Origin of the sequence: Streptomyces sp. R11 (assembly GCF_041051905.1) — a bacterium.
In the GTDB taxonomy this organism is placed as follows: Bacteria; Actinomycetota; Actinomycetes; order Streptomycetales; family Streptomycetaceae; genus Streptomyces.
Map to the genome: position 1 here is coordinate 3,214,696 of NZ_CP163432.1, position 14,206 is coordinate 3,228,901.

Genomic DNA, 14,206 nt, shown 5'->3' on the forward strand with positions numbered 1-14,206 from the left:
CCCCCCGCCTTCCCTCACCCACCCCGTTCCCGCCCTTGGGAGACCTCGCCATGCCCGGAAAGTCCTGGAACGTCATACCCTCACCCACCCGCAAGGCAGCCGCCGCCCTCGCCGCCACCGCCTCCCTGGCCCTCCTCGCCACGGCCTGTACCGGCCAGTCGGAGTCCGCCGCCACCGACGACCCCAACGCCAGGACCACGATCACCTTCTGGCACGGCTGGAGCGCACCCGCCGAGGTCAAGGCGATCCAGGAGAACGTCGACCGCTTCGAGAAGGCCCACCCGAACATCACGGTGAAGGTCGTCGGCAACATCAACGACGACAAGCTCAACCAGGCCCTGCGCGCGGGCGGTTCGAGCGGCCCCGACGTGGTGTCGTCGTTCACGACCTCCAACATCGGCAAGTTCTGCTCCTCGGGCGCCTTCCTCGACCTGAAGCCCTTCATCGAGAAGTCCGAGCTCGACCTCGACAAGCTCATCCCGAAGCCGATGCTCGACTACACCCAGTTCGAGGGCACCCGCTGCGCCCTGCCCCTGCTGGGCGACGCCTACGGCCTCTACTACAACAAGGACGCCTTCGAGAAGGCGGGCATCAAGTCCCCGCCGAAGACCTGGTCGGAGTTCGCCACGGTCGCCAAGAAGCTGACCAAGGCCAAGGGCGACAGCTACGAGCAGCTCGGCTTCATGCCGACCTACCACGGCTACGAGACGGTCGTGGACCACTACATGTCCCAGTGGGACCACGCCTACTTCGACAAGGACGGCAAGTCCAACATCGCCAAGGACCCGGCCTTCGCGGAGATGTTCACATACCAGAAGAAGCTCATCGACGACCTCGGCGGCTTCGCGAAGCTGGAGAAGTACCGCAACACCTTCGGTGACGAGTGGGGCGCCAAGCACCCGTTCCAGACCGGCCAGGTGGCCATGCAGCTGGACGGCGAGTGGCGCCTGGGCATGACCCAGCAGGCCGGGGTCGACTTCGAGGTCGGCACCGCCCCGATGCCCGTCGCCGACGACGAGGCCGACGAGTACGGCAAGGGCTTCCTCTCCGGCACGATCATCGGCATCGCCCCGCAGAGCAAGAAGCAGAACGCGGCCTGGGAGCTGGTGAAGTACCTGACGACCGACACCGAGGCCGTCGTCTCCTTCGCCAACGCCATCCACAACGTGCCCTCCACGTTCGCCGCCCTGAAGTCGCCCGACCTGAAGGTGGACCCCGGCTTCAAGACGTTCCTGGACATCGCCCGGAACGAGCACTCGAACACCCCGCCTGCCTCCGTCAACGGCTCGACGTACCAGACGACCCTTCAGGACTTCGGCTACCAGTACGAGTCCGGCAAGGTGAAGGACCTCAAGGCCGGCCTGGAGAAGACCGCCGAGCAGATCGACACCGACATCGAGCAGGCGAAGTAGCTCCGTCGATGTCCACGCACACTCTCCGCGCGAAGCGCCGCAGGTCGGCGCTTCGAACGGTGGCCTTCCTGTCACCGTGGCTCATAGGTTTCGGCGTCTTCTTCGCCTACCCGCTGGTGTCCACCGTGTACTTCTCCTTCATGAAGTACGACGGCTTCGGCACACCGGTCTTCCGCGGCCTGGGCAACTGGGCCTACGTCTTCAACGACTACCCGATGTTCTGGCCGGCGCTGCGCAACACGCTCTGGCTGGTGCTGGTCATGGTGACCTGCCGGGTGGTGTTCGGCCTGGGCATCGGTCTGCTCATCACCAAGATCAAGACCGGCGCGGGCGTCTTCCGCACCCTGTTCTACCTGCCGTACCTGGCTCCCCCGGTCGCCGCGACGCTGGCCTTCGTCTTCCTCCTCAACCCCGGCACCGGCCCGGTCAACTCGGTCCTCGACGGCCTGGGCCTGCCGACCCCCGGCTGGTTCACGGACCCCGCCTGGTCCAAGCCGGCCCTCACCGCCCTGGCGCTGTGGGGCGTGGGCGACCTCATGGTCATCTTCATGGCCGCGCTGCTCGACGTACCGAAGGAGCAGTACGAGGCGGCTGAGCTGGACGGCACATCCGCCTGGCAGCGGTTCCGCTACGTGACCCTGCCGAACATCTCGCCGATCGTGATGTTCGCCGTGGTCACGGGCGTGATCCAGACGATGCAGTACTACACGCAGCCGCTGGTCGCCGGAAAGGTCGCCTCCGGCATCATCGGCGGCTCCGGCCAGCAGTTCGAACCGGGCTACCCCGACAAGTCGACCCTGACCCTCCCCCAACTCGTCTACAACCTCGGCTTCCAGCGCTTCGACTACGGCTCGGCCTGCGTGGTCGCCCTCGTACTGTTCGCCCTCGCCATGGCCTTCACCGCGCTGCTGATGCGGCGCCGGGGCGGACTGATCCAGGCAGGTGACTGACCATGACCCAAGTACTGGACAAACCGGTGCAGTTGGAGGCCCCGACCACCGCCGAGCGCACGGCCCGCCGCAGGGCTCTCCTGGAATGGATAGCGGTCCACTCCCTCGGCGTCGCGGCCGCGCTCTTCTTCACCCTGCCCTTCGTGTTCGTCGTCCTGACCTCACTGATGAGCGACCAGCAGGCGCTCACCCGCGACCTGGTCCCGGACACCTGGGAGTGGGGCAACTACGCCAAGGTCTTCGACACCCCCGGCTTCCTGACCTGGTGGAAGAACACCCTGGTCTACGCGGGCCTGGGCACGCTCCTCACCGTCGTCTCGTCGATCCCGGTGGCGTACGCGCTCGCCAAGTTCCGCTTCCGCGGCCGGAATCTGTCCCTGATGCTGGTCATCTCGATGATGATGCTGCCGCCCCAGGTGATCATCATCCCGATGTACCTGTTCTGGGCGAAGCAGCTGGACCTGTCGGGAACCCTCTGGCCCCTGATCATCCCGATGGCGTTCGGTGACGCGTTCTCGATCTTCCTCCTGCGTCAGTTCCTGATGACGATCCCGAACGAGTACCTGGACGCGGCAAGGGTGGACGGCTGCGGCGAATTCCGCACGCTCACACGCATAGTCCTCCCGATGGCGAAACCGGGCATAGCCGCGGTGGCCCTCTTCCAGTTCTTCTACGCCTGGAACGACTACTTCGGCCCACAGATCTACGCGTCCGAGAACCCGGGCGCCTGGACCCTCTCCTACGGCCTGGAGTCCTTCAAGGGCGCCCACCACACCGACTGGAACCTCACCATGGCCGCCACGGTCCTGGTCATGGCCCCCGTGATCCTCGTGTTCTTCTTCGCGCAGAAGGCGTTCGTCGAGGGCGTCACGCTCACCGGAGTAAAGGGTTGAACCACACATGCAGCATCTCCGCGGGGGACAACCCCCGAACCCCCGGCCGATGATCACCCTCCCCCGCACCGGGAAGCGAGGCATCTCGCAGTGAAACTCACCGTGGTCGGCGGCGGCTCGACCTACACGCCCGAACTCGTCGACGGCTTCGCCCGCCTCCGGGACACCCTCCCCATCGAGGAACTGGTCCTGATGGACCCGGCGAAGGACCGCCTGGAACTGGTGGGCGGCCTGGCCCGCCGCATCTTCACCCGGCAGGCGCACAACGGCAGGATCACCACCACCACCGACCTGGACGCGGCGGTGGACAGCGCCGACGCCGTCCTCCTCCAACTCCGCGTGGGCGGTCAGGCGGCCCGCGAGCAGGACGAGACCTGGCCCCTGGAGTGCGGCTGCGTCGGCCAGGAGACGACCGGCGCCGGCGGCCTGGCGAAGGCCCTGCGCACGGTCCCGATCGTCCTGGACATCGCGGACCGCGTCCGCCGCACCAACCCCACCGCCTGGATCATCGACTTCACCAACCCGGTCGGCATCGTGACCCGGGCCCTGCTCCAGGAGGGACACAGGGCGGTCGGCCTGTGCAACGTGGCGATCGGCTTCCAGCGGAAGTTCGCGGCCATGCTCGGCGTCCCGGCCGCCGAGATCCACCTGGACCACGTGGGCCTCAACCACCTCACCTGGGAGACGGGCGTACGCCTGGGCGGCCCCGAGGGCGAGAACGTCCTGCCGAAGCTCCTGACCGACCACGGCGACACGATCGCCGCCGACCTGCACCTCCCCCGCCCCCTCCTGAACCGCCTGACCGCGGTCCCGTCGTACTACCTGCGCTACTACTACGCGCACGACGAGGTCGTACGGGAGCTGCGCACCAAGCCGTCCAGGGCCGCGGAAGTGGCGGAAATGGAACGCCAGTTGCTCGCCCTGTACGCCGATCCGTCCCTGGACGAGAAGCCGGAGCTCCTCGCCAAACGGGGCGGCGCCTACTACTCCGAGGCGGCAGTCGACCTGGCGGCTGCCCTGCTCGGCGGGTCCGGCAGCCCCTACCAGGTGGTCAACACCCCCAACAACGGCACGCTCCCCTTCCTGCCCGACGACGCGGTGATCGAAGTGCAGGCAGCCGTGGGCGCGAAGGGCCCGGCCCCCCTCGCCGTACCGACCGTGGACCCGCTGTACGCGGGCCTGATGGCCCAGGTGACGGCCTACGAGCACCTGGCCCTGGAAGCGGCCCTGCACGGCGGCCGCGACCGCGTCTTCAAGGCCCTCCTGTCGCACCCCCTGGTCGGCCAGTACGAGTACGCCGAAGCCCTCACCGACCAACTGATCGCACACAACCGGGAGCATCTCGCGTGGGCCTGACCGCACGTGTCCTCGCCGTAGACGCGGGCAACAGCAAGACCGACGTGGCAGTGGTGGCCGCCGACGGAACCGTGCTGGCCACGGCCCGCGGCGGCGGCTTCCGCCCACCCTCGGTCGGCGTGGAGCCGGCGATGGACACCCTGGCCGCAGCCGTCGAACAGGCCCTCACCGCGGCGGGCGTGACGTCCGCCGACCACGTCTCGGCGTGCCTGGCCAACGCCGACCTCCCGGTGGAGGAGGAGCAACTCACCGCAGCCCTGCAGACACGCGCGTGGGGCACGACCGTCGAGGTCCGCAACGACACCTTCGCGATCCTCAGGGCGGGCGTGCCGGAACCTCGCGGCGTGGCCGTCGTCTGCGGCGCCGGCATCAACTGCGTGGGCATGCGTCCAGACGGCCGTACCGCCCGCTTCCCCGCGCTGGGCCGCATCTCCGGCGACTGGGGAGGCGGCTGGGGCCTGGCGGAGGAAGCCCTGTGGCACGCGGCGCGTGCGGAGGACGGCCGGGGAGCGCCTACGACGTTGACGCGCACGCTCCCCGCCCACTTCGGCCTGCCCACCATGTACGCCCTGATCGAGGCCCTGCACCTCGAACACATCGCCCCCGCCCGCCGCCACGAGCTGACCCCGGTCCTCTTCGCCACCGCGGCCGCCGGTGACCCGATCGCCCGTGATCTCGTGGACCGCCTCGCCGACGAAGTGGTCACCATGGCGACGGTCGCCCTGACCCGACTGGACCTCCTGGAGGAGTCGACTCCGGTGCTCCTGGGCGGAGGCGTACTGGCTGCCCGCCACCCCCAACTGATCGACACCATCCACGACTTGCTCACCACCCGCGCTCCGAAGGCCGTCCCGACCGTGGTCACGGCAAGCCCGGTCCTGGGCGCGGCCCTGCTGGGCCTGGACGCGGTGGGGGCACTCCCGGAGGTACACGTCCGACTCCGCCAGCACTTCGAGCCGTAACCGCACCCCCGCCAGGGGGGCTGCGCCCCATGGACCGGCAGTGCCGGGACCGGCGTCGCACAGTGGCCGTGGTGGCGCGCCCTCCGGCACGGCCCCGACCCACCCCCCGAACCCCCACACACAGCAACAGGCCGCCGCAGGCATCGACTCGAACCTGGAACCGAACAGATTCCCCCGGCGTATTCATGGGCAGGGGGCTCGTGCACAGCGGTTTCGGTGTGCCGGGATTTTGGGATCCGCACTGCGATCCGATCAAGATCCAGCGAAGGCCGGTGCGGATGTCAGTCCCGGCAGCGATACTTGCGGCACGGATGGCCACGGGGGAGGTCAACAGTGACACAGACGCCGAAAAGCAGCACGGCACCACCACCACCGGGAACCGACCCGGCACATGGCGCACCCACCATGCCGTCCGTGCCACCCCAGCCCGCACCCCCGGCACCCCCCACCGCCAACGGCCGACCCCTCGCCGCGGCAACCCCACCCCGCCGCACCGCCTTCGCCGAGGGCCTGGACCAACTCCGCGCGGCCGCCACCACCGAACCCGGCCGGCTCCGCATCATCGGCGCCCTCCTCGCCGCCCTCGTCATCGCCTTCGGCGCTGTAGCGGCCTGGCAGATGACCGACCGCGCAACGGCCGCCGACGACGTCCTCAACCGCAGCCAGCCCCTCAGCTCGGACGCGGCCGACATCTACCGCTCCCTGGCGGACGCCAACACCGCAGCGGCCAGCGGCTACCTCGCGGGCCTGCAGGAAAAGCCCACCATGCGCGAGGGCTACGAAAAGGACATCCGCACGGCCGCAGCGAAACTCGTCACAGCCGCGGCCAACTCCGAACCGGGCTCCCCCTCCGCGAGGACCATCGCGGAACTCAGCAGACTCCTCCCGCAGTACAAGGGCCTCGTGGAAACAGCCAGGGCCAACAACCGCCAGGGCTACCCCGTCGGCGGCGCATACCTGCGCGCCGCGAACGAGATGATGCAGCAGAACATGCTGCCCAGGGCCGAAAAGCTGTACAAGACCGAGAACCAGCGCCTCAGCGAGGACTACGCGGACGCGAAGTCCTTCCCCTGGGCCGCCGCAGGCCTCGGCATCGTCGCCCTGGCCGCCCTCGCCTGGGCCCAGCGCCGCAACTACCAGCGTACGAACAGGGTCCTGAACCACGGCCTCGTCACGGCCACGACCGCCGCCACGGTGGTCCTGCTGTGGCTCGCCGTCGGCCACACGATCGCCCGGGCGGGCCTGAATGACTCCTACGACCACGGCGTCCGCTCCCTGACCGTGCTGCACGAGGCCCGCATCGCCTCACTCACGGCCCGAAGCGACGAGAACCTGACCCTGGTCCGCCGCGGTGCGGACACGAAGACACTCGACGACGACACGGTCGTGGACGCGTACGAGTGGGGCTACGACCAGCAGATCGATCAACTGGGCAAGGCCCTCAACCGTGCCGCAGACCTCGCGGACGATTCGACCGGCAAGAAGCCCGTCCAGGACGCGAACGGTTTCATGAAGGTCTGGCAGGACCGCCACGACGTCGCCCGCGACGACAACAACAGCGGCAACTACCAGGCCGCCCGCGACCGCGTCATCGGCGCCGCGAAGGAGCCGACGAGCGTGTGCTTCGACAACGTCGACAAGGCACTGGCGGCAGCGATCGCGCACGAGCAGACCGAGTTCAAGCAGGCCGCGAGCGACGGCCGTGACTCGCTGACCGGCCTCCCGACCGGCGCCGCGGTCCTCGCGGTCCTGGGCGCGGCCGGCGCGGTTCTCGGCATCGGCCGCAGGCTGTCGGAGTACAGGTGAGAGGGGGCACGACGATGAACGCAAGCGATGACTCGGGTCACCTCCGGGGCACAGGCACCCCCACAAGGGCCCGCACAGGCAACCTCGGGCGGAGCCTGCGCACCGGCCTGCGCGGCTGGGGCGGCGTAGGCGCGATGGCGCTGGTCGTCGCCCTGACGGTGACCTTCGCCCTGTTGCTGCCCCTGTCACAGCACCGCGACGACGACGCGGCCACCGGGAGCCAGGGCCTCGCCCGGGTCAGCCAGGCGAAGGCGGAGGACTGCGAGAACCCGCAGGACCAGAGCCTCTCCCCGTCCGGCGGGAACGGCGGCACCCCGACCGTCGACGCCATCAAGGCCCGCGAGGACCGCCGCCTGATCGTCGGCGTCGACACCAACAGCTACCGCTGGGGCTACCTCGATCCGAACAACCCCTCCGGCGAGCTGGAGGGCTTCGACATCGACCTCGTCCACCGGATCGCCGAGGACATTCTCGGCGACCGCGACGCGGTGCAGTTCAAGGCCATCCCGACCAGCCGCCGGGTCGAGGCGATCCAGAAGGGCGAGGTCGACATGGTGGTCCGCACCATGACGATCAACTGCGACCGCATCGGACAAGTCGCCTTCTCCGCCCCGTACTTCGTCACCGGTCAGCAGGTCCTGGCCCCCAAGACCTCGAAGATCACCGGCTTCGACAAGACCCTGGCCGACAGGAAGGTGTGTTCGGCGCAGGGCTCCACGGCGTACGACAATCTGGAGGAGGGCCGGAAGTCCGGCGACCTCCCCGACTCCACCGACATCACGACCACCGTTCCCAACCAGCTCGACTGCCTGGTTAAGTTGCAGCTCGGCGAGGTCGACGCGGTCGTCACGGACGGCGCACTCGCGGCCAGCCAGGCCGCTCAGGACCCGACGGTGGAACTCAAGGGCGGCCTGTTCACGGACGAGTACTACGGCGTGGCGATGAAACTGGGCTCCGACGATCTGGTACGCCAGGTCAACCGGACCCTGGAGAACTACGTCGAGGACGGCGGCTGGAAGGCGTCGTACGAGAAGTGGCTGCATCCGACCATGGATCAGGGCGAAAAGAAGTCGGCGTCGGCGACCCCTCCCGACGCGAAGTACAAGTGACCGGCCATCAACTGACGCACGATTGACGGGAACAGACGGAACAGGCACAGCAGCACGAGCAGACCGATCCGATGGAACACGACAGCAGCGAGAGGTGATCGATGGGCGTCACGGACCCCGCCGGGCCGGTGATGGACCGGGACGAGGTGGACCGTGCGCTGGCGCGGCTCGGCGCGGAGCACGAGGCGATCGAGACCTCGCTCCTCGCGCTGCAGGACCACGCGGGCCGCAGACTTCTCGAGGGCGCCGAACTCACCGGCGTCACCAAGGAGCGGTGGACGACCGCGGAGGCGTCGATAACGCTGCTGTGGGCGTATTTCGACGCGTACACGGACGCGTTGCGCTCCGCCCGCGAGATCCGTTCCCGGCGCCGCTGGTCCAGCCGGGACGACCTGGTGGAGCTGACGGAACTGCTGCGGGGCGAGTCGGTGACCCTGGCGGGCTCGGCGACCGCCACGGCCAACGCGCCGACTCTGCATGGCGGTTCGGGCAAGCTCAGCGAACAGTTCACGCTCGTCACGCTCGTGGACCGGATGAACGAGCTGTACGCGACGTCGCTGGACATGGTCGTGGCCGCCGACGCGGTGTGGTCGGCGCTGCCCGCCCGTATCGATTTACTGGCCGCGGAGCTCCAGCGCACCCGCCGGCTCGCGCACTCCGTCGGCGTACGGCCCGGCGAGCACCCGGCCGGCGACGACCTGGAGCGCATCACGCGCACGCTCACCAAGCTGCGCTCGGAGGTGGTGTCCGACCCGCTCGCGTACTGGGTTCCCACGCAGGGGAGTTCGGCGCCGGGCGGCGGCAAGCCGGACACCACGGTCTACGACCGCGAGGCGCGCGCCCTGGAGGACGTACGCCGTGAGATCGACGCGGTGTTGACGGTCCGCCAGGACGCCGAGCAGCGGCTGGTCCGGCTGCGTGACGTGCTCTCGCGCGCGGACCGTACGCTCGCCGAGGCCCGCACCGCGCGCGGCGAGGTGCTGGCGAAGATCGCCGCCACGGAGGTGCCGGTTGTCAGCGGCCCGCCGACCGTGCTGCAGGAGCAGCTGGCGACGGCCGCCGAGTACCGCAGACACGCCCAGTGGCACCGCCTGTCCCCGCTCCTGGAGTCGCTGGAGCAGAAGGCGGAGGACGAACTGCTGCGCGCCCGTGAGTCGTTGACCGCGGTCACCGCGCCCCTGGCGGTCCGCGCCGAGCTGCGGGGCCGCCTCGACGCGTACAAGGCGAAGGTGGCCCGGCACGGCCTGGCGGAGGACAAGTTCCTCATCGAGCGCTACGACGCGGCCCGCCGCATGCTGTGGAGCGCGCCCTGCGACCTGCGCGTCGCCGAGCAGGCCGTGCTGCGCTACCAGCAGGCGGCCGCCGAACTGCTCGGCAGCGGGCGGGTGCCGGGGCCGCGCGCGCCCGAGGACCGGAGGGGGCCGGGATCATGAGGGTCAGGGGGGTGTCGTCGTCATGAGTCAGCCACAGCAGAGCTGTCAGCGACCGGACTGCGGCGGGGCGTACGAGGACGTGGGCGGCGGTGAGCTGTACTGCGACACCTGCGGGCTCGCCCCGGTCGTCTCGGCGACCGGCACGGTCGGCTCGCCGCCCACCGGAGTGACGGCCGGCGGCAAGGCGTCGCGCGGGTCGGCGGGCAACGGCAGCTCCCGCTCCAGCAGCCGGGGCAGCTCCCGCTCGTCGTCCCGTACGTCGTCCCAGTCGTCGAAGTCCCGGCGCTCGGTGTCGGGACGGCTGTCGCGTTCGCTGTCGGGCCGTGCCACGGGCCGCTCGGTGTCGGTGCGCAGTTCCGGCTCCACGTCCGGCTCCAGCGGCCGCGGGCGGCTCGGTGTCGGCCTGGTCCAGGTCCCGGACGTGCCGCGCCCCGACCCGCGCGCGATGGTGCTGGAGAACCCGGAGGTGCCCGAGCGCAAGCGGTTCTGCTCCCGCTCGGACTGCGGCGCGCCCGTCGGCCGGGCCCGCGGCGACCGGCCGGGCCGTACGGAGGGTTTCTGCACGAAGTGCGGACACCCGTACTCCTTCGTCCCGAAGCTGAAGTCCGGCGACATCGTGCACGGCCAGTACGAGGTCGCGGGCTGTCTGGCGCACGGCGGCCTCGGCTGGGTCTACCTCGCCGTGGACCGCGCGGTCTCCGACCGCTGGGTGGTGCTCAAGGGCCTGCTCGACACCGGCGACCAGGACGCGATGGCGGCGGCGATCTCCGAGCGGCGTTTCCTCGCGGAGATCGAGCACGCCAACATCGTGCGGATCTACAACTTCGTCGAGCACCTCGACCAGCGCACCGGCTCGCTCGACGGCTACATCGTGATGGAGTACGTCGGCGGCAAGTCGCTGAAGGAGATCGCCAATTCACGTCGTACGGGGACCGGCAAGCGGGACCCGCTGCCGGTGGAGCAGGCCTGCGCGTACGGCATCGAGGCGCTGGAGGCCCTCGGCCACCTGCACAGCCGCAACCTCCTGTACTGCGACTTCAAGGTCGACAACGCCATCCAGACCGAGGACCAGCTCAAGCTGATCGACATGGGCGCGGTGCGCAGGATGGACGACGACGAGTCGGCCATCTACGGCACGGTGGGCTACCAGGCGCCCGAGGTCGCGGACGTCGGCCCGTCGGTGGCCTCGGACCTGTACACGGTCGCCCGCACGCTCGCCGTCCTGACCTTCGACTTCCAGGGCTACACGAACGTCTACGCCGACTCGCTGCCCGACCCCGACAACATCGAGGTCTTCCACCGGTACGAGTCCTTCTACCGTCTCCTGGTCCGCGCGACCGACCCCGACCCGGCCCGCCGCTTCGCCTCCGCCCAGGAGATGACGGAGCAGCTCACGGGCGTGCTGCGCGAGGTCGTCTCCCTGCAGACGGGCCGCGCGAGGCCGTCCCTGTCGACGCTGTTCGGCCCCGAAGTGCGGGTCACGGACACCGAGTTGTTCCCCAAGCTGGACGGGGAGGTCTCGCGGTTGGGGGCGCGGATGGCACCGGCCGGGAAGGGGGCCGCCGCCTTCGCGGGCGCCCCTGCGAACGCCCTGGCCGCCGGTGCCGCCGCGGGCGCCGGCATCGTCAAGGCCGTCGACGGCCCCGTCGCCGCCCTCGCGCTGCCGGTCCCCCACGTCGACCCCGCCGACCCCAACGCCGGTTTCCTCGCCGGTCTGATGACCACCGCGCCGGCCGAGTTGCTCGGCGCCCTCGCCGCCGCGCCGGCGCCGTCGGCCGAGACACGGCTGCGGCAGGTGCGGGCCTGGCTGGAGAACGGCGACACCCGCACCGCGCACGAACAGCTGCTGGAGCTGGAGGACGAGCGGCCCGACGACTGGCGGGTCGTCTGGTACCGCGGCGTGGCGGCGCTGGGCACCGGCGACCACGAGGGCGCCGCGCTCGCCTTCGACGCGATCTACGACGCCTTCCCCGGCGAACCCGCGCCCAAGCTGGCCCTGGGCCTGTGCGCGGAGGTGCTGGGCCAGCTGGACAACGCCGCCGAGTACTACCGCCTGGTGTGGTCCACCGACCCCAGCTTTGTGAGCGCGGCCTTCGGTCTCGCCCGCGTGCAGCTCGCGACCGTCGACCGCCGCGGCGCCGTGGGGACCCTGGAGTCGGTTCCGGAGAGCTCAATTCACTACACGGCCGCACGCGTGGCGGCCGTCCGCGCCCGGCTGCGTCAACGCACGGCGGCCGCCGCCGACGTACCGTTCCTGGACGACCTGACCGCCGCCGCGGGCCAGGTCGAGGCGCTGGACGCGTATGGTCTGGACCCGGCGCGCCGGGAGCAGTTGTCGGCGGAAGTCCTCGGTTGCGCGCTGGACTGGATACTCTCCGGTGGCCAGGGTTCCGCCCCGTCTGCCGCCGCCGGAGGACGGACGCTGCTCGGCAGCGGCCTGGACGAGCGGGGACTGCGTTTCGGCCTGGAACGTTCGTACCGCACGCTGGCCCGGCTCGCGCGGGGCGGCGAGGAGAGGATCGACCTGGTGGAACGTGCCAACCGTTACCGCCCCCGGACGTGGGTGTAGTTGATGTCGCAGATGCCCCAGCTGTCCGCCTGCCCGAGCTGCGAATGGCCGCTCGAGTCGGGTGACCGTTTCTGCGGTGCGTGCGGATATGACCTGTCCGCCGTGCCCGTACGGCCGGACGACCATCCGACCATCGCCATGAACGGCTCGGTGCCGCCCCCTGCCGCGGGCGCGCCCGGCGCGGACTGGCCCGTCGCCGCCCCGGACGGCTCCACCTCCGAGGCCGCCCATCTGCCGACGGACCTCCCCGGCACCGACTCCGGCGGCCGCGACCTGCCCCCGGGCACGCCCCCGCCCCCGCAGTCACCGCCGCCCGCCCCGCAGGTCCCACCGGCGGCGACCGCTCCCGACGCCGCGCACGGCACACCGGGCGTCCCGGCGCCGGGCAACCACGGCGTCCCGGGCGCTTCCCCGGCCCCCGGCCACCAGGCACAGTCCGGCCATCACGCACCACCCGGCCACCCCACCGTCCCGGCCCCGGGCGGCCCCGCCGCGCCCAGCGGCCCGCAGCCGCCCCCCGCCCCCGCCGGCCCTCCGCCCCCGACCGGCTCACCCGACTCCCCGGCCTCCGGCGTCCGTTTCGACCGCCCCCCGCAGCCCGACGAGTACGCCCGTACGGAGCCCGACGAGTACGCCCGTACGGAGCCGGACGAGTACGCGCTGCAGGCGCCCGACCCTCGTGTGTCCCCCGCCGCGCCGACCCCGTCCGAGGGCACCAAGGTGTGCGTGGCGTGCCGCGCGGGCCGTGTGGACCACGACGGGTACTGCGAGAACTGCGGGCACGCCCAGCCGCGCGAGCGCGACCACATGGAGCAGGACGTCGGCCCCGTCGCCGCCGTCAGCGACCGCGGCCTGCGCCACCACCGCAACGAGGACGCGTTCGCCGTCGACTGCACCGCGCTGCCCGACGGCCGGCCCGCGGTCCTGGCGATCGTCTGCGACGGCGTGTCCTCGGCGACCCGCCCCGACGACGCCTCGATGGCCGCCTCCCGGGCCGCGAGCGAGTCGCTGCTGGCCGCCCTGCCGCGTGGCGCACACCCGCAGCAGGCCATGCACGACGCGATCATCGCCGCCTCCAACGCGGTCAACGCACTCGCCGACGAGCCGGCCACGGCCCGCGAGCACGCCCCGCACCAGAACGCCCCGGCCTGCACCTTCGTCGGCGCCGTGGTCACCGCGGGCCTGCTGGTGGTCGGCTGGGTCGGGGACAGCCGCGCCTACTGGGTCCCGGTGGACCGCAGCACTCCCCCGGCCCGGCTCACCGAGGACGACTCCTGGGCCGCGCAGATGGTCGCCGCGGGCCTGATGAACGAGGCCGAGGCGTACGCCGACGAGCGTGCCCACGCCATCACGGGCTGGCTCGGCGCGGACGCCTACGAACTGGAGCCGCACACCGCTTCCTTCAAGCCGGACCGGCCGGGTGTGGTGGTGGTGTGCACGGACGGGCTGTGGAACTACGCGGAGGCGGCCGACGACATGGCCGACGTCGTGCCTCTCGACGCCGCCGCGCGCCCCCTGCACAGCGCCCAGGTCCTCGTCGGACACGCGCTCGACGGCGGGGGCCACGACAACGTAACAGTGGCCGTCCTGCCGTTCCCGGCACCGCCGATGGGGGCAGGATCGGCCTGAGGCCAACTGCGGGGACGGCCTCATCGGACCGGAGGGGACCGGTCCGTCGACAGCCATAGCCCCATCACGGGGTTCTTTAGGGGGATT

The 14,206-nt window shown here is 70.8% G+C and carries 10 protein-coding genes; all 10 read left to right on the top strand.

Features of this window, described 5'->3' with window-relative positions:
• Positions 1 to 74: 74 nt before the first annotated feature.
• Entirely contained in the window at positions 75 to 1,412 is a 1,338-nt protein-coding gene (locus AB5J55_RS14560) for an ABC transporter substrate-binding protein (protein ID WP_369276183.1), read from the top strand.
• 8 nt (positions 1,413 to 1,420) lie between these two features.
• Positions 1,421 to 2,362 (top strand): sugar ABC transporter permease, encoded by a 942-nt coding sequence (locus tag AB5J55_RS14565; protein WP_328881594.1) that lies wholly within the window; start codon positions 1,421 to 1,423, stop codon positions 2,360 to 2,362.
• A 2-nt stretch (positions 2,363 to 2,364) separates the two neighbouring features.
• The gene (locus AB5J55_RS14570; RefSeq protein ID WP_369271092.1) at positions 2,365 to 3,255 is read left to right on the top strand and encodes a carbohydrate ABC transporter permease; all 891 of its coding nucleotides are present in this window, start codon (positions 2,365 to 2,367) and stop codon (positions 3,253 to 3,255) included.
• Positions 3,256 to 3,345: 90 nt separating this feature from the next.
• Positions 3,346 to 4,611, top strand: a complete 1,266-nt coding sequence (locus tag AB5J55_RS14575; protein WP_369271093.1) for a 6-phospho-beta-glucosidase — start codon at positions 3,346 to 3,348, stop codon at positions 4,609 to 4,611.
• Positions 4,602 to 5,573, top strand: coding sequence for an N-acetylglucosamine kinase (locus AB5J55_RS14580; protein WP_369271094.1), 972 nt, complete (start codon positions 4,602 to 4,604; stop codon positions 5,571 to 5,573). The genes AB5J55_RS14575 and AB5J55_RS14580 overlap by 10 nt, the downstream gene beginning before the upstream one ends.
• Positions 5,574 to 5,906: 333 nt before the next feature.
• Entirely contained in the window at positions 5,907 to 7,379 is a 1,473-nt protein-coding gene (locus AB5J55_RS14585) for a hypothetical protein (protein ID WP_369271095.1), read from the top strand.
• Positions 7,380 to 7,513: 134 nt separating this feature from the next.
• Positions 7,514 to 8,488: a glutamate ABC transporter substrate-binding protein gene (locus tag AB5J55_RS14590; RefSeq protein WP_369276184.1), complete on the top strand. Its 975-nt coding sequence runs from the start codon at positions 7,514 to 7,516 to the stop codon at positions 8,486 to 8,488.
• A 101-nt stretch (positions 8,489 to 8,589) separates the two neighbouring features.
• Positions 8,590 to 9,921, top strand: coding sequence for a hypothetical protein (locus AB5J55_RS14595; RefSeq protein ID WP_369271096.1), 1,332 nt, complete (start codon positions 8,590 to 8,592; stop codon positions 9,919 to 9,921).
• Positions 9,922 to 9,943: 22 nt separating this feature from the next.
• Positions 9,944 to 12,490: a tetratricopeptide repeat protein gene (locus AB5J55_RS14600; protein WP_369271097.1), complete on the top strand. Its 2,547-nt coding sequence runs from the start codon at positions 9,944 to 9,946 to the stop codon at positions 12,488 to 12,490.
• Between the two features lie 3 nt (positions 12,491 to 12,493).
• On the top strand, positions 12,494 to 14,119 hold the full coding sequence (locus AB5J55_RS14605; RefSeq protein ID WP_369271098.1) for a PP2C family serine/threonine-protein phosphatase: 1,626 nt from the start codon (positions 12,494 to 12,496) through the stop codon (positions 14,117 to 14,119).
• Positions 14,120 to 14,206: the final 87 nt, after the last annotated feature.